We start from the raw sequence: 18,185 nt of genomic DNA, 5'->3' as shown, positions 1-18,185 counted from the left end.
GCCGGCTGATGCCGTCCGGGGCACGGTCAGTTGCCGCGCCTACGATGAAGACATGATCGACCCGAGCCGCCACGCCGTGCTGTGGCTGCTCATCTTCTTCGTCCTCGCGACGGCCGCGACGCGCACCGCGACGCGCTACATCCGTCACCGCGCCGACCAGGCCGAGGCGTACCTCAAGGAGAACGCCGAGCCGGGCATGTTCCGCAACATCGCCATCGCGGGCATCCACATCCACCATCAGGTGTGGGGCATCCTCATGCTGCTTTTCAGCGGCCTCATGCTCATCACGTACCTGCCCGAGCGCGGCCTGTGGCTCGACGTGCTCGCGGCGATCTTCGGCACGGGAGCCGCCCTCACCCTCGACGAGTTCGCGATGTGGCTGCACCTCGAAGACGTGTACTGGCAGGAGGAGGGACGCCAGTCGATCAGCGCCCTGCTCGTCGCCGTCGCCATCACCGCAGCCCTCGTCCTGGGCGCGAACCCGCTCGACATCGTCCCCGGCAGCGACGGAGTACCCGGCGTCGTCGTCGCGGTGGGCATCGTCATCAACTTCGGGTTCGTCGTCCTGACGATCCTCAAGGGCAAGCTGCTGACGGGGTTGATCGGCGTGTTCGTGCCCGGTCTCGCCGTCGTGGGTGCCGTGCGCGTCGCGAAACCCAAATCGTGGTGGGCGACCAAGCGATACAAGGCGGGCGGGTGGCTCGATCGGCGCTCCCACGCGCGTTTCAACGACGCCTACGACGAACGCTGGAACGCCGTGCGCGACTTCATCGGCGGCCGCCCCTACCCGCGCGAACAGATGCGCGCGACGATGCGCTCACAGATGCAGGCCGCGCGCCGACGCCGTCAGGAACTGCCGCTCGAGCGCGCGCAGGCCCGCGTCGCGCGTGAGATGCGCCGGCATGAGCGGCTGACGGCCGCGCAGGTGCGGCGATCGTCGACTCGGGCGCGCTCGAGACGTCGACGCTGACGCGGCGGGGCGACGCCCGACGCCCCACATGGCGCGGAACTGCACCACGTGGGGCGTTCGCGCCGACCAATTGCCCCACTCGGCGATCTGCGCCGAGTAGGACGTCACGAGGTTCAGAACAGTTCCGCCCCGGGCCAGGTGCCTTGTTCGTTTCACTCGCGTACCGTCGAACCCATGGACGAAACGGTGTTCACCTACGGCAGCCCCCAACTGAAGTTCGGCCCCGGAGCCATCGACGAGATCGCTTGGGACGCATCCAATCTCGGCGCGCGCAGCGTCGCCGTCGTGAGTGATCCGGGCGTCGCGGACGCAGGCATCACGCGACGCGTCACCGACGTCCTGACGGGCGGTGACATCAGCGTCGACACCTTCACCGGCGCCCGCGTCGAGCCGAGCGACGCCTCGTTGCAGGAAGCCACCGACTGGGCCCGCAAGAACGGGCCGTGGGACGCGATCGTCGCCGTCGGGGGTGGCTCGAGCATCGACACGGCCAAGGCCATCGCCCTCATGACGACGAACGACGGCGACCTCGTCGACTACATCAACGCGCCCGTCGGTGGCGGCAAGAACCCGACGAAGCCGCTCGTGCCCGTCATCGCCGTGCCGACGACGACAGGCACGGGCAGCGAGTCGACGACGATCTGCGTCCTCGACGTGCTCGAAGCGAACGTCAAGACGGGCATCAGCCATGCGTCGCTGCGCCCGCGGCTCGCCGTCATCGACCCGCAATTGACGATGACGCAGCCCGCCGGCGTCACCGCGGCCGCGGGCATGGACATCCTCTGCCACGCCCTCGAGAGCTACACGGCCAAGCCGTACACCGAATTCGCCGCCAAGCGTGCCGAGGAGCGCGTGCCGTACTGCGGCGCCAACCCGATCAGCGACATGTGGTCGCGCGAGGCCGTGCGTCTGCTCGCGACGTCGTTCCGCACCGCCGTCGCGGACGGTGACGACGTGGACGCGCGCGGCGCGATGGCGCTCGCGGCGACGTTCGCGGGCATGGGGTTCGGCAACGCCGGCGTCCACGTGCCGCACGCCTGCGCCTACCCGATCGCCGGCATGGTGCGCGACTTCCGCCCCGACGGCTACGACGCCGACCACCCGATGGTGCCGCACGGCATGGCCGTCGCGATGACGGCGCCCGCCGCGTTCGCGCTGCTCTACCCCGCCGACCCGGGGCGTCACCACGAGTTGGCGGCGCTGCTCGAGCCCGGCACGTCGGTGAGCGACCTGGGGCGCGACGCCCTACCGAACGCCCTGCGTCGCCTCATGCGCGACATCGGCTTCCCCAACGGGCTTGCCGCCCTGGGGTATTCGGACGCCGATCTTCCGAGGCTCGTCGAGGGAACGATGAAGCAGCAGCGCCTGCTCGCCACGGCGCCGGCCGAGATCACGGCGGCCGACGTCGAGCGCGTTCTGCGGGAGTCGATGACGCTCTGGTGACGAACTGACGAAGCCCTAGCCGCGACCGTGCGAGATCGGTGAGCCTGTGCGATTCCTACCTCGCACAGGCTCACCGAACTCGCACAGCCTGTTGGTAACTGAGCGGCGAGGCGAGTGACGACCGAGGTGTTCTACGCCTTCGCGGGCAGGCGCAACAGCCACCGGCTCGCCATGATGGCCAGCACGATGACGACTCCGCCGAGAGGCTGTGTCCACGTCATGGATTCGCCGAGGAGCAGCACGCCCGCCGACGACGCCGACGACGGGCGTCACGTAGGTCACCGTCGAGGCCGTCGTGGCGCCCCACTCGCGCACGATGGTGGTGTTCCACAGGTAGGCCAGGCCCGTTCGGACGCCGCCGAGGAGCAGCATGCTGACGGCGCCCCGCCACGTCACGTGGCGCCGGTTGCGGCGATCGGCGTGAGGGCCAGCATGACGACGGCGGCCAGCGAGACCTGCACCGCAGCGACGCTGGCCGACGGCAGGGCGAGCGGCGTGACGAAGCGGCGCAGGTAGGTGAAGCCCATGCCGTAGCAGGCCGTAGCGCCGAGGCAGGCCAGCTGGCCGGCAAGACCGCTGTGCCCCAACCCGTTCCAGGGTGCGAGGACCACGATGACGCCGACGGACCCGAGCAGGAGTCCGAGCGTCTTGCCACATGTGCGCGGTTCGCTGGGCAGCACGAGCATGGCCACGGCCATCGTCATGAGCGGTGTCGTGGCGTTGTAGACGCTCGCGAGGCTCGAGGAGATGTGCCGCTCGGCCCACGCGAACAGGAGGAAGGGCACAACGCACAGGAGGAGACCGACGACGAGCAGATGGCCCCGGCCCTCCGCCTCGGCAGCGGCTGACGCCTCACGGCGCACATGGCGAGCAGCACCGCAGCGCCGCTCGCGAGGCGGGCGAGCACCACCTGCCCGGGCGAGAGCCCCTCCAATCCGACCTTCATGAAGAGGAAGCTCGATCCCCAGGCGAAAGCCAGGGCGACGAACTGCACCCAGGTCGGAACACGCTTCATGGGCACTGTGCCACCGGCTGGGCAGCGCGCCCGGCAGGCGCCACGATGCGGCGGACGTCAGCGGAGGTGCACGGCCACCATTGGCGCCAGCACGCGCACGATCTCCTCCTTCGACAACGCCGCGAGCGGACCGACCCGCAGCAGGTAGCGCCCCATGACGAGCCCCGCGATGCACATGCCGACTCCGGCGGCCCGGACGGTGGCATCCGGTCCGCCGATGCGGGTCGCCACGACGGCCAGCACCTCCCGCTCCATGAACTCGGCGACGTTGCTCCGCGTGCTCTCTTCGGCCATCGCCTCACGGAGCATCGCGACGAAGGGGTCGCTGAGGTGCGCGTCGTCCCACACCGTGACGACGGTGCCCACGAACCGTCGCGCGAGCATGGCCGGGGTTTCACCCGGCCGCTGTCGTAGCGCTTCACCGAGGACCTGCGAGGGCGTGAGGGTCAACGACATCACCTCACCGAAGAGACCCTGCTTCGAGCCGAAGTGGTAATTGACCAGCGAGTGCGAAACACCGGCCAGCTGCGCGATCATCCGCAACGACGCCCGCGCGTAACCAACTTCCATGAACACTGTTTTCGCAGCCTCGATCACGCGCTCACGCGCATCGCTACGGCCCGGCGGACGTCCGCGGCGAGAATTGACCACCTTCGCATTATCGCCCATCCGCACCCCACACTCAGAGCTATGAGAGAGCATCCAACCCAAGGGGCGCACCGAAGCCGCCCCGCAGCCGTCACCGCCCGCGGCCTTCGCGTGGAGCGAGGCGGGCGCACCGTCCTCGACGGTCTCGACTTCGAGATCGCATCCGGCAGCATCACGGGCCTGCTGGGCCCGTCCGGCTGCGGAAAGTCGACGCTCATGCGGGCCGTCGTCGGCGTCCAGGACAACGTCAACGGTGACCTCGTCGTCCTCGGCGAACCGGTAGGGGCGGCCGATCTGCGGCAACGCATCGGGTACGTCACCCAGGCTGCCAGCGTCTACCCCGACCTCACCGCAACGGAGAACCTCCGCTTCTTCGCCGCGGTCGTCGGCGCGGATGCTGACGCCGTCGCGAGAGCTCTGCGCGCCGTCGACCTCGACGCCCGCGGCGACCAGCTCGTCCGCGACATGAGCGGCGGCCAACGCTCCCGCGTCAGCCTCGCGGTGGCCCTGCTCGCCACGCCCACCCTGCTCGTCCTCGACGAACCGACGGTCGGCCTCGACCCGGTGCTGCGCGTGGAGCTCTGGCGCCTCTTCCGCTCACTCGCGGACGACGGCGTCACACTCCTCGTCTCGAGTCACGTCATGGATGAGGCGGAGCACTGCGACGCGCTCTTGCTCATGCGTGACGGCGCACTCGTCGCCGACACGACGCCGGAACGCCTCAAGTGGGAGACCGGCTGCGACACCGTCGAATCCGCATTCCTGGAGGTCGTTCGATGACGCCCCGCGCCACCCTCGCCGTCACGGCACGTGTGCTCACGCAGCTGCGCCGCGATCACCGCACTCTCGCCCTCCTCCTCGTCATGCCTTGCCTTCTCATGACGCTGCTCGCATGGATCTTCGCCGACTCCCACAGCGGCGTCTTCGATCGCGTCGCGCCGGGGCTGCTGGCGCTCTTCCCGTTCATCGTCATGTTCCTCGTGACGTCGGTGACCACCCTGCGCGAGCGCACGGGCGGAACGCTCGAGCGCCTCCTCGCGATGCCGATGGGTCGGCTCGACCTCATCCTCGGCTACGCCCTGGCCTTCGGCGTCGTCGCCTGTGTGCAGGCGGCCCTCGCCGTGGCCCTCAGTGTCGGCGCGCTCGGCCTCAACATCGCCGGCAGCGTCTGGCTGCTCGGGGCGATCGCCGTGCTCGACGCCGTGCTGGGAACCGCCCTCGGCCTCTTCGTCAGCGCGTTCGCGCGCACCGAGTTCCAGGCCGTGCAGTTCCTGCCCGCCCTCGTCATTCCGCAGATGTTGCTGTGTGGGCTTCTCGTGGCGCGCGATCAGTTGCCGCGAGCGCTCGAACTCGTCTCCGATGTCCTACCGCTCTCGTACGCCGTGGACGCGATGACGGCCGTCTCCACAGGCGATGCGACGTGGGACATCGCGAGCGATATCGGCGTCGTGGCGGCCTTCGTCGTCGGCTTCGTCGCCCTCGGGGCTCTGACGCTGCGTCGGCGCACACCCTGACACCGACTTCGATCTGTGAGCTTCGGCCCGGGGCGTGAGCAGCGCGGCTCACACACCGGGTCGTACCTCACACCTCGAGCCGGCGATCGAACCCAGGAATCGAACTCACGCTCATGACGTTTCACCCCGCGTGAAGATCGACATCTGGAGCGACATCGTCTGCCCGTTCTGCTACATCGGCAAGCGCCACCTCGAGCTCGCGCTCGACGGGTTCGAGCACGCCGACGACGTGGAGATCGCCTGGCATTCCTTCGAGCTCGACCCGACGATCGAGGCCGTGCCCGACACGACGCTCGTCGAGAAGATCGCGGCGAAGTACGGCATGACGCCGGAGCAGTCCGAGCGCAGCCAGGAGGACATCGCCGCCCGCGCGGCCGAGGTCGGCCTCGAGTTCAACTGGCGCGAAGCCAAGTTCGGCAACACGTTCGACGCTCACCGTCTCGTCCACCTGGCCGCCCAGCACGGGCGCGCCACCGAAGCGCACGAACGCCTCATGCGCGCTTATTTCACCGAGGGCGTCGCGGTCGGCGACACGACCGAGCTGCAGCGTCTCGGCGAGGAGATCGGGCTGCCCGCCGACGACGTCCGCCGCGTCCTGGCCGGCGACGAGTTCACTCAGGATGTGCGCGCCGACGAAGCGGCGGCGCGTCAGATCGGCATCACCGGTGTGCCGTTCTTCGTGCTCGACGAGCGCCTCGCCGTCTCCGGTGCGCAGCCCGTCGAGACGTTCGAGCGCGCCCTGACGCAGGCCTGGCGCGCTCGCATGACCACCTCGGACGCCGCGGCGACGTACGGCGCGTCCACGTCATCCAACGACGCCGCGCCCGCCGGCCGCGACGCCGGCACGGAATCAGTCGGCCACGGCCGCGCCGGCACCAACACCCATCTCGGCACCTGCGACGCCGACCACTGCGCCATCTGACCGCGGGCCCGTAGCCATCTGCGATTCTCGTACCCGTTTTCCAGGAGTGAATGTGGACGAAAATCGCAGATGGGTACGGCTCACACCGCCAACCGCCGAAGCGGTGCAATGGCGCCGCCTGAGGCAGGCCCCCGGCTCACCGCGCGTCCTGCCTCGTTCGCCCCCCGCTGCTTCGTACAATCTCGCCATGACTGTCAACGCCCCCGAGCGCCAGATGAGCGAGATGAACATCGCGGCCATCGTGCCCTGCTACAACGAGGAAGTCGCGATCCCGACCGTGATCCGCGACCTCAAGGCCGCCGTTCCGGGCATCACCGTGTACGTGTACGACAACAACTCGAGCGACCGCACGTCGCAGGTCGCCGCCGAAGCCGGCGCCATCGTCCGCTTCGAGCAGCGCAAGGGCAAGGGCAACGTCGTGCGTCGCGCCTTTGCCGATATCGACGCCGACATCTACCTCCTCATCGACGGTGACGACACCTACGACGCAGCCGCAGCGCCTCACATGATCGAGACGCTCCTGTCGGGCCCGTACGACCACGTACTCGGCGTGCGCACCGAGGACTCGGACGAGTCTGCCTACCGCCCCGGCCACGCCGCGGGCAACAAGGCGTTCAACAACCTCGTCGGCCGCCTGTTCGGTGAGCCGGTCACGGACATGCTCTCCGGCTACCGCATCTTCAGCCGACGCTTCGTCAAGTCCTTCCCCGCCCTCTCGCGCGAGTTCGAGATCGAGACCGAGCTGACGGTCCACGCCGTCAACCTGCGCGTGCCGCAGGTCGAGGTTCCCGTCGGGTTCAAGGATCGCCCCGAGGGCAGCGAGTCGAAGCTGCGCACGTACCACGACGGATTCCGCATCCTGCGCGTCATCGCCACGCTGCTGCAGTACGAACGCCCCGTCGCCTTCTTCGGAGGCATCGGAGCACTGTTCCTGCTCCTGTCGATCGTGATGAGCATCCCGCTGTTCCTCACCTACGCCGACACGCACACCGTGCCGCGGCTCCCCACCGCAATCTTCGTCACGGGGCTCGCGATCGTCGGGGCGTTGGCGATCGTCGTCGGGATCATCCTCAACGGCAACCTGCGCCAGCGGCAGGAGAACGCCCGCCTCGCCTACCTTCGGCTCCCCCCGGTCGCGTGAGCACCGTCGCCAGCCGCCACAAAACCGCCTCTGCGCCGCGCCGGGGCGGTTTCTGGCGCAACCCGGCCCTGTTGTCGTGGCTCTTCGTCCTGCTGACGGTGGCGCTCGCGAACGCGATCTTCCTCACGGGTCTGCGCAGCAGCAGCCCGATGACGTACTACTCGGGGCTGGCCTCCCCGTCGCCGGGTTCGCTCCTCGGCGGGTGGACGATCGACCCCAACGTCGGTTGGACGGTGGAGTCGCTCGGTCGAGCAGCTGCCCACCAGTGGGCGGAAGGCGATGTGCCGCTGTGGAACTCGTACGAGGGCCTAGGGCAGCCGCTTGCGGGTGAGATGCAGTCGGCTGCGCTGTTCCAGCCCTTCATCATGCTGCAGCTGTTGCCGAACGGCGTCTTCGTCATGCATGTCGTCCTCGAGATCTTCGCCGGCCTCGCGACCCTCGCCTTCCTGCGCCGCTTCGGGCTCGGCTGGGTCGCCTCGACGGTCGGCGGATGCCTGTTCGCGGTCAACGGCGCGTTCGCCGTCATGACGAACGCGCCGTTCAACCCGATCGCCTTCCTGCCGCTGGGGCTGCTGGGCGTCGAGATGATCCGGGCGCCCTTGCAGCGCTCGCCCGACGCGCACGCGCCTCGACGCGGGGGCCGGCGCCCGTGGGCCGGCGTCGCCGTCCTCGCTCTTGCGATCGCGTGGATGCTGTTCGCCGGGTTCCCCGAGACGGCTTTCCTCGAGGCCCTGTTCATCGGCTGCTGGGCGCTCGTGCGGCTCGGACAGGCGCGCGGACACCGCCTCGCCTTCGCGGGATGGACCGCGGCGGGCATGGTGCTCGGACTCGCCCTCGCGGCGCCCGTCCTCGTCGCCTTCCTCGACTTCATGTCGTGGGGCTCGACGTCGTACCACGAAGCCGTCGCCAACGACATCTCCTACCCGCGACGCCAGATCATGTCGCTCGCGCTGCCCTTCGCCGTCGGCGCGCTCAACAACGCGGTGCTGCGACTGCAGGCCGGATACCTCACCCTGCCCGCTCTGTTCATGGCGCTCGTGGGCCTGACGAGCACACGCCGCCGCGGCATCCGCCTCCTGCTCGCCGGGACGATGATCGTGCTCATCGGCAACATGTTCCGATTCGAGCCGATCAAGCTGCTGCTCAACCACACCCCCGGCATCAAGGCGATCCTCGTCTACAAGTACGGCATCAGCATCCTCGAGTTCGCCGTCGTCATCGCCGTCGCCCTGGGCGTCGACGACCTCGCCCGATGCCGCGTCGGCCGTCGCCGCACCCTCGTCTGCGCATCCTTGACGCTCGCGTACGCCGCCGTCACCCTCGCCGTGCTCGTCTCGCGCGGATACGTGGTGAGCCCGCGCTGGACCACCGCCGTGATGCTCGCGCTGGCCGCCGTCTGCGCCGTCCTCCTCGTGCTGCTGCTGCGTGCGCGTACGCACCACGAGCAAGCATGCGTGCCCGCTGACACGGCCGGGGCGCCCGCCGCCCACACAGGCGCGACCGCGACGAGCAGCCCGGCCCGCGGACGATCCCTCGCTGCACCCCTCGCCGGCGCTCTGCTCGTGCTCACCGCGGCGGCGCACTTCGCCGTCCCGCAGGCGGGTGCCAGCCGCGCGGCTGCGATCGACATGAAGCCGGTCCACTACCTGCAGCAGCACCTCGGTACGTCGCGCTTCTACACGCTCGGCCCGATCCAGCCCGACTACGGCTCGTACTGGAAGCTCGGCCAGCTCAACGTCAACGACCTGCCGGTGCCGAAGAAGTACGGCGAGTTCGTGCTCGACGAGCTGCGCCCCTCTCACACCGGGCTCAGCGCCAAGCAGATGCAGGACACGTTCAAGGACTACCAGCTCATCCCCTTCAACCCGCCGGCCGCGGTGGAGCGCAAGCTGCTCGTCGGCTACGGCGAGAAGCAGCAGGCCTTCCGTGGGGCCGGCGTGCGCTACCTCGTGACGCGCCCCGATGTCGTCAGCCCCGCGATGGCGACGAGGCTCGGCCTGGTCAAGGTGCTCGACTCGCCGAAGACCGACATCTTCGAGGACGAATCGGCGCAGCCGTACTACACGAGCGACGGCGCGTGTCGCGTCGAGAGCGGCTCCCGCACCGACGTCACGCTCACCTGCGCCCGCTCGGCGACCCTCACGCGCCGCGAGCTCGACGCTCCGGGCTGGCGCGCCACGGTCGCGACGGCTGGCGCGACGGGCCCGACGAAGGCGGTGGCCGTCGCCGACGGCCGGCTCTACCAGCGCATCGAGGTGCCGCAGGGCACCTCGCACGTCACGTTCGAGTACCGTCCGCGTCACTTCGAGCTCGCCGTCGGCGTCTCGATCGCAGCGGCGTTCATGCTGCTCGTCGGGTGTGCGAGCACGCTCGTGCGACGTCGTCGACGAGATCGTCACGACACCGACGTGGCAGCGCCCGCATGCGGTTCGTCGTCATCGTCCGATTCAGTGGGAACCGGCGCGGCTGCAGACCAGGGAACGACCACCAAGGAAGGTTCGGAGCGCACATGAGTAACGCAGCATCCGTCAGCGGTGCCACCCGCGCCGACGAGTACGGCCGCACCGGCGGGGGCGGCTCCGAGCTCGCCTCTGCTCGAGGACGCAACCGCCGCCCGGCGCTCATCGCGTGCCTCGCCGTCGTGGTGGCGGTGTTGCTGGCGAACGCCGTCTACCTGCTCGGCGTCCGCAGCAACGATCCGATGCTGTACCACTCGGGGCTCGGCTCGCCGACGCACATCGGCCCCGACAGCGGGCACTATACCCACACCCTCGACGCCAACGACGGGTGGACGGTGCAGTCGCTCGGCAAGCTGTCGGCGCAGATGTGGAAGAACGGGCAGGTGCCGCTGTGGAACCCGTTCGAGGGGCTCGGGCAGCCGTTGGCGGGCGAACAGCAGTCCGCCGCGTTCTTCCAGCCGTTCATCATGCTCAACCTGCTGCCCAACGGCTCGTTCCTCATGCACCTCGCGCTCGAGCTGGTCGCCGGCCTCACGATGCTGGCCTTCCTACGCAGCCTGCGCCTCACCTGGGTGGCCTCCACCGTCGGCGGCATCCTGTTCGCGATCAACGGAGTCTTCTCCGTCATGACGAACGCGCCGTTCAACCCCATCGCCTTCCTGCCGATGGTGCTGTGGGGCGTCGAGCTCGTCGCCTCCGACGTCCGAATCCGCGCCCGGCCGCACGTGGGCATCGTCGTCATCGCGCTCGGCCTGGCGTGGATGCTGTACGCCGGGTTCCCCGAGACGGCCCTCATCCAAGGGCTCGTGATCGCCGCATGGGTGCTGGTACGCACCCCCGCGCTCGCACCGAGTCGCCTGCGTTTCCTGATGTGGAACGGCATCGGGGCCGTCGCCGGAATCGCGCTCGCCGCACCCCTTCTCCTCACCCTGAAGCACTTCCTCGGGTTCGCCTTCACCGCCTACCACGGTGGTGGCGAGCGCCCGCCGTGGAAGTACGACGCCCACGCGTCCTACGGCCTCTTCGGCGGGTTCCTCGGGGGCCCCTTCAGCTCGAGCGCCCTGATGAACGGCGTCGCCGGCTACGTGACGCTCGCGTCGCTGCTGTGCGCCGTCATCGGCCTGTTCGGGCGCCACCCACGCGGCGTGAAGATCATGCTCGTCACCCTCATCACACTGCTCATGCTCAACATGTTCGGCGTCGAGGTCGTCAACAGGGTCTTGTACGCCATCCCCGGCGTCGACCTCGTCCTGCTCTACAAGTACGGCATCATCCTGCTCGTCTTCGCGTTCACGCTGCTGACCGCGTACGGCCTCGACGACCTGGGCCGCGGCCACGTGCGACCTGGCTCGGTGTGGGCTGCGGCGGCTGTCGCGGCGGCGTACGTGACGGCCGGCGTTCTCTATCTCGTGCTCTCCGACCGCGTGTCCCACCCCACGTGGACGAGCGTCGTCGCGGCACTGTTCGTGCTCGTCATCGTCGCCGTGACGGTGGCGTTCGCGTGGGGTTCGCGAGCGAAGGCCGCAGGCCCCGAAACGGGCGATGCGGGTGCGCGCCCCCGCCCGACGAAGCGCGCCGCGAGCGCCGCACTGGTCGCGGGCCTCGTCATCGTGGCCGAGGCGGGCGCCTCGTACGCGACGCCCCAGCTGAACGCCAGCCCCCCGAAGCCCATCGACACGGCGCCGCCGACGTACCTCCAGGAGCACCTCGGCACGTCGCGGTTCTTCACCCTCGGGCCGATCCAGCCGAACTACGGCTCGTACTGGCAGATCGCCGAACTCAACGTGAACGACCTGCCGGTGCCGGAGAAGTACAGCACCTACGTCATGGATCAGCTGCGGGCGCCGAAGGGCTCGCCCGCCTACATCCAGCCGTCGCGTGGGTTCAACCCCTTCCTGCCCTACCTGCTCGTCACCCGCAACTCGCCTGCCCGGGCTCAAAAACGCATCCTCGCGGCATACGGCCAGCAGCAGACGGCCTACCGTGACGCGGGCGTGAAGTACCTCGTCGCCGCGCCGGGCGTCGTCGACGGCGCGAGCGCCTCACGCCTGGGGCTGCGCCGGGTGTTCGAGTCGAAGAAGGCCGAGATCTTCGAGGACGCCGCAGCCCGCCCGTACTACGACACGCGTGGTGCATGCCGGGTCGACAAGCAGACACGCGAATCGGTGACGCTCGACTGTGCCCGGCCGACGACGCTCGTGCGCCGCGAGCTGAGCACGCCGGGATGGTCCGCGACGATCAACGGCACGAAGAAGCACCTGCCCAGTGGGCCGAACCAGCTCTTCCAGACCGTTCGGGCGCCTGGAGGCCGGTCGACGATCAGCTTCGCCTATCAGCCGCCGCACTTCCGAGCGGCCACGGCGTTGAGCCTGGTGACGCTGGCCGCGCTGTGTCTGCAGCTGGTGCCGTTGCGCACGCGGCGCCGGCGTGAGGCGGAAGGCGAATCTGCTGCCACCCGCTCCGAGGAGCCCCGCTCGCTCTGAACGGGGCGGGCGTACCCATCTGCGATTTTCGTACCCGTTTACCAGGAGTAAATGTGGACGAACATCGCAGATGGGTACGGCTCCGACGCCCTCATAGCCGCCTCACAGCGACGCCATACGGGGTGGTGAAGTGAGGGAGGGACAGTGGCGTCATGAGCACGCAGGTCACCATGCCGCCGACACCGAACAGACTCGGCGCCTCCGCCGTCGCGGCACCACGCGAACCGCGCGTCATCCCCTCCTGGTGGCATGACGCGAGCATCGTCGTCGCCTGGGGCCTCGGCCTGTTCGTCGTCGCCCTGTGGGTGACGAACGGCGGGATCGCCGGCCTGACGTCCACGTCGGGCGTCCTCGACGAATCGGGCCGCCTCACGGGTCTGATCGCGAGCTACCTGCTCCTGCTGCAGGTGCTGCTCATGGCGCGAGTTCCGTTCGTGGAGCAGGCCTTCGGGCAGGATGGGCTGACGCGCCTGCACCGCTGGGTCGGCTTCTCGAGCTTCACGCTGATGCTCGCCCACATCGCCCTCATCACGCTCGGCTACGCCGCCGACGCGCACCAGAGCATCTGGGGGCAGATCGTCGACTTCACCCTCACCTACCCGGCGATGCTGCTCGCCCTGGCCGGAACCGTCGCGCTGTGCCTCGTCGTCGTCACCAGCATCAAACCGCTGCGCCCCGGTAGCGCGACTCGGTCCCCGCGCTCGCGCGCGCTGCGCTACGAGAGCTGGCATCTGCTGCACCTGTACGCCTACCTCGGCGTCGGTCTGGCCCTGCCGCACCAGCTGTGGACGGGCCGCGACTTCCTCGCCTCGCCCGTCGCGACGGCGTTCTGGTGGGCCCTGTACGCGGCGGTGGCGCTCACCGTCATCGTGTTCCGTGTGCTGCTGCCGCTCGCGCGCACCCAGCGCGCCGGCCTGCGCGTGACGCGCGTCGAGGAGATCGCGCCCGGCGTCGTCAACGTCAGTGCCGTGGGGCGTGCCACGGCCGCGCTCGACGCGCGCGCCGGCCAGTTCCTGCAGTGGCGCTTCGGCGGGCCGGGCGTGACGCGCGCGAACCCGTACTCGTTGTCCGCCGCGCCTCGCGTGAGGGACGACGGGCAGGTCGAGCTACGCTTCACCGCCGCGATGATCGGCGACGGCTCACGCCGCCTGTCGACGCTGACGCCGGGGACGCGCGTCCTCGTCGAAGGACCGTACGGCCGCATGCACGCAGGTGCGGCGCGCACCCGGACGTCGCTGCTCATCGGCGCCGGAATCGGCATCACGCCGCTACGCGCCCTGCTCGACGAACTGCCGAGCGACCCCGCGACGGGGCGGCTCGACGCGACCGTCATCCACCGTCACAGCACCGACGACGACCTCGTGCTCGACGACGAGATCGAGGCCGTCACCGCCGCGCGCGGTGGCCAATACATCGTGCTGCGTGGCCACCGCATCCCCGGCCGTGAGAGCTGGCTGCCCGAGGATCACCGTCACCTCAGCGACGCCGACGCCCTCTTGCTCGCCTGCCCGGACGTGCGCGAACGCGACGTCTACGTCTGCGGCGGAGCCGGGTGGATGCGCGCGGTCGAGCGAGCGCTGCGCGAGATCGGCGTGCCGCGCGAGCAGATCCACGTCGAGCACTTCACCTACTGAACCTACTGACTTACTGAGCGAGGACGATCATGAAACGCATCACCTGGTGGGCCATGAGCACGCTGACGCTGCTCGTGCTGCTGTTCAGCTACCGCACGTCGACCGAGGCAGTCGCAGCCGGCGGGGCTGGGGCGTCGAACACCGTTACGGTGCAGCAGAACACCGCGACAGGCCAGAGCGAAGCGGGATCGACGCAGACGACGACGTCGGGGTCCGGCACCGGTTCGGGTTCGACGCCCGCGGCCTCGGCTTCGACGTCCAGCTCGGCGAAGTCCGCGACCTACACGGGCACGAGCGTCGACACGCGTTGGGGGCCGGTGCAGGTGCGCATCACCGTCGCGAACGGAAAGGTCACCTCGTCGGAGGCCATCGTCTACCCGAGCGAGAACTCGCGCGATCAGGAGATCAACTCCGTGGCCATCCCGACGCTCAACTCCGAGGCGACGGGCACGACGACGAGCTCGATCGACATGGTCTCCGGCGCGACGTACACCTCGACCGGCTACATCCAGAGCCTGCAGTCGGCACTCGACCAGGCCCACATCTGAGCCCGCGATGACAACGACGGCTTCGACGCGAGAAGAGATCATGACGCCCACCACCCCGGAACCGACGTGGCGCACCCGAGCGTTCGTCGAACACACGATGGGCATGGCCGTCTCGCTCCATATTCGCGTCGCACACGACGAGTTCGACTCACGCACAGACGAACTGGCCGACGCAGCCCACCGGGCCTTCGCCGCCCTGCACCGCGCCGACGACGTGTTCTCGACCTACCGCGCCGACAGCGACCTCATGCGTATTCGACGCGGCGAGCTCGACGAGACCGAGGCGGACCCCTGGTACGCAGACGTTCGCGCGTTGTGCGACGAAGCCGCGACCGTCACGAATGGCCTGTTCACGACCGACCTCGTCGGGCCCGACGGCAGCCGCGGGTACGACCCGACCGGCCTCGTCAAGGGTTTTGCCGTCGAACGCGCCGCCGACGTCCTGCGCGCCGTCCCGGGAATCGTATTCTGCCTCAACGCCGGCGGTGACCTGACGTGCGACGCGGGGCCGGGCGCGAGTGCAAGCATCGAACGCGTGTGGCGCGTCGGCATCAGCGACCCGCGCGACGCGGCGGGCGTCGTCGCGACGATCGAGCTGACGCAGGGCGCGCTGGCGACGTCGGGCACCGCGCAGCGTGGCGCCCACATCGTCGACCCGAGGACGAATGTGGACGAAAATCGCAGAAGAGAACAGGAATCGCCGATGGGGCACGGGAGCGGGTGTGCGAGCGTCACCGTCGTCGGGCCGGATCTGGTCTGGGCCGACGTGTGGGCCACCGCCTGCTTCCTCGACCCCGACGCCCTCGCCTTCAGCCGCATGGCCGCCAGCTACCGCATCGCGCACCTGCAGTGCTGACACCTCTGTGATTCTCGTCCACCTTCACCTTTGGTGAACAAGTCGAGCACTGACAGTAAAGGGGCACGGAAATCGCAGAAGGGCACAGGAACAGCCGACCGGTACGGGCCAGATGGCCTCGAGCGCGGCGACGGCGCAACGACGAGGCGGGAGGCCGCTCTGGAACTCACGGTGCCTTCCCGGCTCTAGGATCGCCGGGTGAGCTCGCCCATCCCGTCTGACCCCACGCCGCCGACCTCGCGCACTCCCGACGCCGCGACGGGGGTTTCGCCGGGTGTCACGTCAGGGGTCGCGCCCCCCGCTGACGACCGCATGACGCCCGCGCAGACGCGTCAGTTGCTCGTCTATCTCGCAGCTGCTCACATGGCTGCCGGTGCGGGGGCGCACGAGGCCGAGGAGGACGTCGTGCGCGCCGCCCGCGCCATCGGGCTGCCCGGCGTGCAGATGCAGGCCAATCCGAACGGCGTGACGTTGGGGCTGGGCCATGGTGAGCCGGCGACGTTCGAGTCCGTCGAGGGTTCGTTGCGACTCGATCAGACGGCGCGTGTCGCCGCGATCCAGCACGGTCTGGAAATGGGGTCACTGACACCTGCGGACGCCCTCGCCACGCTGCGCGGCCTACGGAGACAACGCGCCCGCTTTCCCGTCGTCGGCATGTACCTCGGCGGCCTCGTCGTCGCAGCGGGCATCGCCGGAATCCTCCAACCGACCTGGCCGAGCGTGCTGTTCGCGGCCCTGGCGAGCCCCGTCACCGTCGCCCTGATCCGCCTGACGGGCCGTCGTCTCGTCCCGGCGGCACTGCTTCCGCTGTTCGCCGGGTTCATCGTCGCGGCCGCCGCGTTCGCCGCCTTCGACGCCGGTCTCGTCGCCAGTCCGCTGCGCACGATGCTGCCACCCGTCGCGGTGCTGCTGCCGGGCGCCCTCATCGTCACGGGCCTCAGCGAACTCGTCGCCGGCGCCATGGTCAGCGGCGCCGCACGCCTCGCGCACGGCACGGCGCAACTCGTCATGTTCGCCGCAGGCGTCGCCGGCGCGAGCCTGCTGACGCACGCGCCGAGCAGCGCCTTCGTCAACACCCGCGTCGACGAGCTGGGCCCGCTCGCCGGGTTCATCGGCCTCGGGGCGGTGACGATCGGCATCTGCCTCATGGAGTCGGTGCCGCGGCGCCTCGCACCCTGGGTGCTCGCCGTGACGACGCTGACGTACGCGACGCAGTGGTCGATCCAGAACTGGCTCGCCTACCCCGCCTGGGCCGGCGCGTGCGCGGGCGCCTTCATCGCCGCCTTCAGCGCATGGGTGATGGCGCTCGCCCGCCCGACGCTGCCGCGCATGGTGTTGTTCCTGCCGAGTTTCTGGCTGCTCGTGCCCGGCTCGCTGGGGCTCGTCAGCGTCACTCAGCTCGCCATCGACCCGCATGAGTCGTGGAAGACGGCGACGAATGCCTCCGGCGCCATCGTCGGGATCGCTCTCGGGCTCGTGTTCGGCACGAGCGCCGCGCGCGGGCTTCGCGTCACGATCCGACGCACCCGCCGCCGCCGCCGTCCCAACCCGCCCGCCTGATCTACGCTGGAGCGATGACGTCGTCCCCGCGCCTGCGCGCCTTTCTCCTCGCCCTGTGCGGTGTCGCACTGGGCATCGCACTCGCGCGCCTGTCGGGCGGTTCCCTCGCCGTCGTGCTCGCGATCGTCGTCGGCGTCACGTGCTTCATCGTCATGCAGATGCGGCGCGGGGGCTGATAGCCCTGCCCAGGGCAGGCTATCCGGCACCAATCTGACCGAATCGGTGGCGCCGGATGCGCCGTTGCGGGGAAAATGAAGGAACGCGTGTCTGCCGACGCGCTGACGTTCGACGTCGACGCCCGTCGACCTCGCCGAGAGTCCACGCTGAAAGGTCTGGCATGAGCACCTCACCCACGGAGCGTCGCGACGACGACTTCACGTTCCCGACCGCCGCCTGGGTCGCCATCGACGTCACGGCCCTCGGCGTGCTCATCCTGCTGCTGTGGATCTTCCAGCCCGAGAAGGGTCTGCTGCCCGAGCCGAGCTGGCTGATCGACCCCCTCGCCGGCTGGCTGCTCGGCAACGTCCTCGGGTTCGCGGCATACAAGACATTCCTCAAGCTGCCGCCGGCCGGCATGGCGGCGATCTGCCTCGTGCTGGTCGCACTCTCGCCCGTCATCTTCCTCAAGTACCCGGCCATGGGTGCGTTCTTCTCCGCGCTGGCCATCGGCATCGGCGCGGGTTCGATCATCCACCGAACGCTGATCGAGCGCGGCACGCACTGACGCGTCTCGACCTCAACGTCGAGCGCAACACCGCAGCCCCCGTCGACGAGACGGGGGCTGCGGTGTTTCACGTGAAACACGCCGCAGTGTCAGCCCTGCGCGCTCCATGCGGCCCCCGACACGACGGAAAGTGCGGGCCCCGCCAAGCACGCTGCTCACATTGCCCGGCGGCCGGGTGCGGGCCGGACGGGCCGGTACGCACGAACCGCCCGGAATCACGAGGATTCTCGGGCGGTTCGTCGATCACGCGTCAGATCGCACGGCGTCC

17 protein-coding genes are annotated in these 18,185 nt (G+C 69.5%); 14 read left to right on the top strand and 3 right to left on the bottom strand.

Features of this window, described 5'->3' with window-relative positions; genetic code table 11:
• The first annotated feature begins 52 nt into the window (after positions 1-52).
• The gene (locus HMPREF0321_RS06365; protein ID WP_006945108.1) at positions 53-970 is read left to right on the top strand and encodes a hypothetical protein; all 918 of its coding nucleotides are present in this window, start codon (positions 53-55) and stop codon (positions 968-970) included.
• 174 nt (positions 971-1,144) lie between these two features.
• The gene (locus HMPREF0321_RS06360; RefSeq protein ID WP_006945128.1) at positions 1,145-2,413 is read left to right on the top strand and encodes a hydroxyacid-oxoacid transhydrogenase; all 1,269 of its coding nucleotides are present in this window, start codon (positions 1,145-1,147) and stop codon (positions 2,411-2,413) included.
• Between the two features lie 392 nt (positions 2,414-2,805).
• Here HMPREF0321_RS06360 and HMPREF0321_RS17015 read toward each other — a convergent pair whose 3' ends face one another.
• The 3 genes from HMPREF0321_RS17015 to HMPREF0321_RS06350 all read right to left on the bottom strand — a co-directional run bounded on the left by HMPREF0321_RS17015 (position 2,806) and on the right by HMPREF0321_RS06350 (position 4,130).
• Entirely contained in the window at positions 2,806-3,198 is a 393-nt protein-coding gene (locus tag HMPREF0321_RS17015; RefSeq protein WP_254653973.1) for a DMT family transporter, read from the bottom strand.
• Positions 3,114-3,359, bottom strand: coding sequence for a hypothetical protein (locus HMPREF0321_RS17010; protein ID WP_254653976.1), 246 nt, complete (start codon positions 3,357-3,359; stop codon positions 3,114-3,116). The genes HMPREF0321_RS17015 and HMPREF0321_RS17010 overlap by 85 nt, the downstream gene beginning before the upstream one ends.
• 126 nt (positions 3,360-3,485) lie before the next feature.
• Positions 3,486-4,130 carry a TetR/AcrR family transcriptional regulator gene (locus tag HMPREF0321_RS06350; RefSeq protein WP_254653975.1) on the bottom strand — a complete coding sequence of 215 codons (645 nt, stop codon included), beginning with the start codon at positions 4,128-4,130 and terminating at the stop codon, positions 3,486-3,488.
• On the opposite strand from HMPREF0321_RS06350, the gene HMPREF0321_RS06345 reads away from it, so the two are divergent.
• The 12 genes from HMPREF0321_RS06345 to HMPREF0321_RS06295 all read left to right on the top strand — a co-directional run bounded on the left by HMPREF0321_RS06345 (position 4,119) and on the right by HMPREF0321_RS06295 (position 17,917).
• Positions 4,119-4,856 carry an ABC transporter ATP-binding protein gene (locus HMPREF0321_RS06345; RefSeq protein WP_006945069.1) on the top strand — a complete coding sequence of 246 codons (738 nt, stop codon included), beginning with the start codon at positions 4,119-4,121 and terminating at the stop codon, positions 4,854-4,856. The two genes, HMPREF0321_RS06350 and HMPREF0321_RS06345, sit on opposite strands and share 12 nt — an antisense overlap.
• Complete coding sequence (locus tag HMPREF0321_RS06340; RefSeq protein WP_006945143.1) at positions 4,853-5,590, top strand: ABC transporter permease; 738 nt, start codon at positions 4,853-4,855, stop codon at positions 5,588-5,590. Before HMPREF0321_RS06345 ends, HMPREF0321_RS06340 begins: the two co-directional genes overlap by 4 nt.
• Positions 5,591-5,720: 130 nt before the next feature.
• Positions 5,721-6,512, top strand: a complete 792-nt coding sequence (locus tag HMPREF0321_RS06335) for a DsbA family oxidoreductase (protein ID WP_006945099.1) — start codon at positions 5,721-5,723, stop codon at positions 6,510-6,512.
• Between the two features lie 187 nt (positions 6,513-6,699).
• Complete coding sequence (locus HMPREF0321_RS06330; RefSeq protein WP_006945124.1) at positions 6,700-7,653, top strand: glycosyltransferase; 954 nt, start codon at positions 6,700-6,702, stop codon at positions 7,651-7,653.
• On the top strand, positions 7,650-10,166 hold the full coding sequence (locus tag HMPREF0321_RS06325) for a hypothetical protein (RefSeq protein WP_006945139.1): 2,517 nt from the start codon (positions 7,650-7,652) through the stop codon (positions 10,164-10,166). The genes HMPREF0321_RS06330 and HMPREF0321_RS06325 overlap by 4 nt, the downstream gene beginning before the upstream one ends.
• Positions 10,163-12,595 carry a hypothetical protein gene (locus tag HMPREF0321_RS06320; protein ID WP_006945189.1) on the top strand — a complete coding sequence of 811 codons (2,433 nt, stop codon included), beginning with the start codon at positions 10,163-10,165 and terminating at the stop codon, positions 12,593-12,595. Before HMPREF0321_RS06325 ends, HMPREF0321_RS06320 begins: the two co-directional genes overlap by 4 nt.
• Before the next feature lie 152 nt (positions 12,596-12,747).
• A complete protein-coding gene (locus HMPREF0321_RS06315) occupies positions 12,748-14,229 on the top strand; it encodes a ferric reductase-like transmembrane domain-containing protein (RefSeq protein ID WP_006945034.1) in 1,482 nt (493 codons plus the stop codon).
• Between the two features lie 29 nt (positions 14,230-14,258).
• The gene (locus HMPREF0321_RS06310) at positions 14,259-14,777 is read left to right on the top strand and encodes an FMN-binding protein (RefSeq protein WP_006945133.1); all 519 of its coding nucleotides are present in this window, start codon (positions 14,259-14,261) and stop codon (positions 14,775-14,777) included.
• Positions 14,778-14,817: 40 nt separating this feature from the next.
• The gene (locus HMPREF0321_RS06305; RefSeq protein ID WP_040014593.1) at positions 14,818-15,633 is read left to right on the top strand and encodes an FAD:protein FMN transferase; all 816 of its coding nucleotides are present in this window, start codon (positions 14,818-14,820) and stop codon (positions 15,631-15,633) included.
• Positions 15,634-15,831: 198 nt separating this feature from the next.
• Entirely contained in the window at positions 15,832-17,193 is a 1,362-nt protein-coding gene (locus HMPREF0321_RS06300; protein WP_006945174.1) for a threonine/serine exporter family protein, read from the top strand.
• Between the two features lie 14 nt (positions 17,194-17,207).
• Complete coding sequence (locus HMPREF0321_RS16430; RefSeq protein WP_006945173.1) at positions 17,208-17,369, top strand: hypothetical protein; 162 nt, start codon at positions 17,208-17,210, stop codon at positions 17,367-17,369.
• Positions 17,370-17,530: 161 nt separating this feature from the next.
• On the top strand, positions 17,531-17,917 hold the full coding sequence (locus HMPREF0321_RS06295; RefSeq protein WP_006945166.1) for a hypothetical protein: 387 nt from the start codon (positions 17,531-17,533) through the stop codon (positions 17,915-17,917).
• The last annotated feature ends 268 nt before the right edge of the window (positions 17,918-18,185 follow it).

Origin of the sequence: Dermacoccus sp. Ellin185 (assembly GCF_000152185.1) — a bacterium.
Taxonomy (GTDB): domain Bacteria; phylum Actinomycetota; class Actinomycetes; order Actinomycetales; family Dermatophilaceae; genus Dermacoccus; species Dermacoccus nishinomiyaensis.
Note: the sequence above shows the minus strand (reverse complement) of the source record. Positions and strands in the feature narration are given on the sequence as shown.

Coding starts and splice junctions, on each gene's coding strand:
- HMPREF0321_RS06365 (WP_006945108.1), top strand. CDS start 53: ATGATCGACCCGAGCCGCCACGCCGTGCTGTGGCTGCTCATCTTCTTC.
- HMPREF0321_RS06360 (WP_006945128.1), top strand. CDS start 1,145: ATGGACGAAACGGTGTTCACCTACGGCAGCCCCCAACTGAAGTTCGGC.
- HMPREF0321_RS17010 (WP_254653976.1), bottom strand. CDS start 3,359: ATGAAGGTCGGATTGGAGGGGCTCTCGCCCGGGCAGGTGGTGCTCGCC.
- HMPREF0321_RS06345 (WP_006945069.1), top strand. CDS start 4,119: ATGAGAGAGCATCCAACCCAAGGGGCGCACCGAAGCCGCCCCGCAGCC.
- HMPREF0321_RS06350 (WP_254653975.1), bottom strand. CDS start 4,130: ATGCTCTCTCATAGCTCTGAGTGTGGGGTGCGGATGGGCGATAATGCG.
- HMPREF0321_RS06340 (WP_006945143.1), top strand. CDS start 4,853: ATGACGCCCCGCGCCACCCTCGCCGTCACGGCACGTGTGCTCACGCAG.
- HMPREF0321_RS06330 (WP_006945124.1), top strand. CDS start 6,700: ATGACTGTCAACGCCCCCGAGCGCCAGATGAGCGAGATGAACATCGCG.
- HMPREF0321_RS06320 (WP_006945189.1), top strand. CDS start 10,163: ATGAGTAACGCAGCATCCGTCAGCGGTGCCACCCGCGCCGACGAGTAC.
- HMPREF0321_RS06315 (WP_006945034.1), top strand. CDS start 12,748: ATGAGCACGCAGGTCACCATGCCGCCGACACCGAACAGACTCGGCGCC.
- HMPREF0321_RS06310 (WP_006945133.1), top strand. CDS start 14,259: ATGAAACGCATCACCTGGTGGGCCATGAGCACGCTGACGCTGCTCGTG.
- HMPREF0321_RS06305 (WP_040014593.1), top strand. CDS start 14,818: ATGACGCCCACCACCCCGGAACCGACGTGGCGCACCCGAGCGTTCGTC.
- HMPREF0321_RS16430 (WP_006945173.1), top strand. CDS start 17,208: ATGACGTCGTCCCCGCGCCTGCGCGCCTTTCTCCTCGCCCTGTGCGGT.
- HMPREF0321_RS06295 (WP_006945166.1), top strand. CDS start 17,531: ATGAGCACCTCACCCACGGAGCGTCGCGACGACGACTTCACGTTCCCG.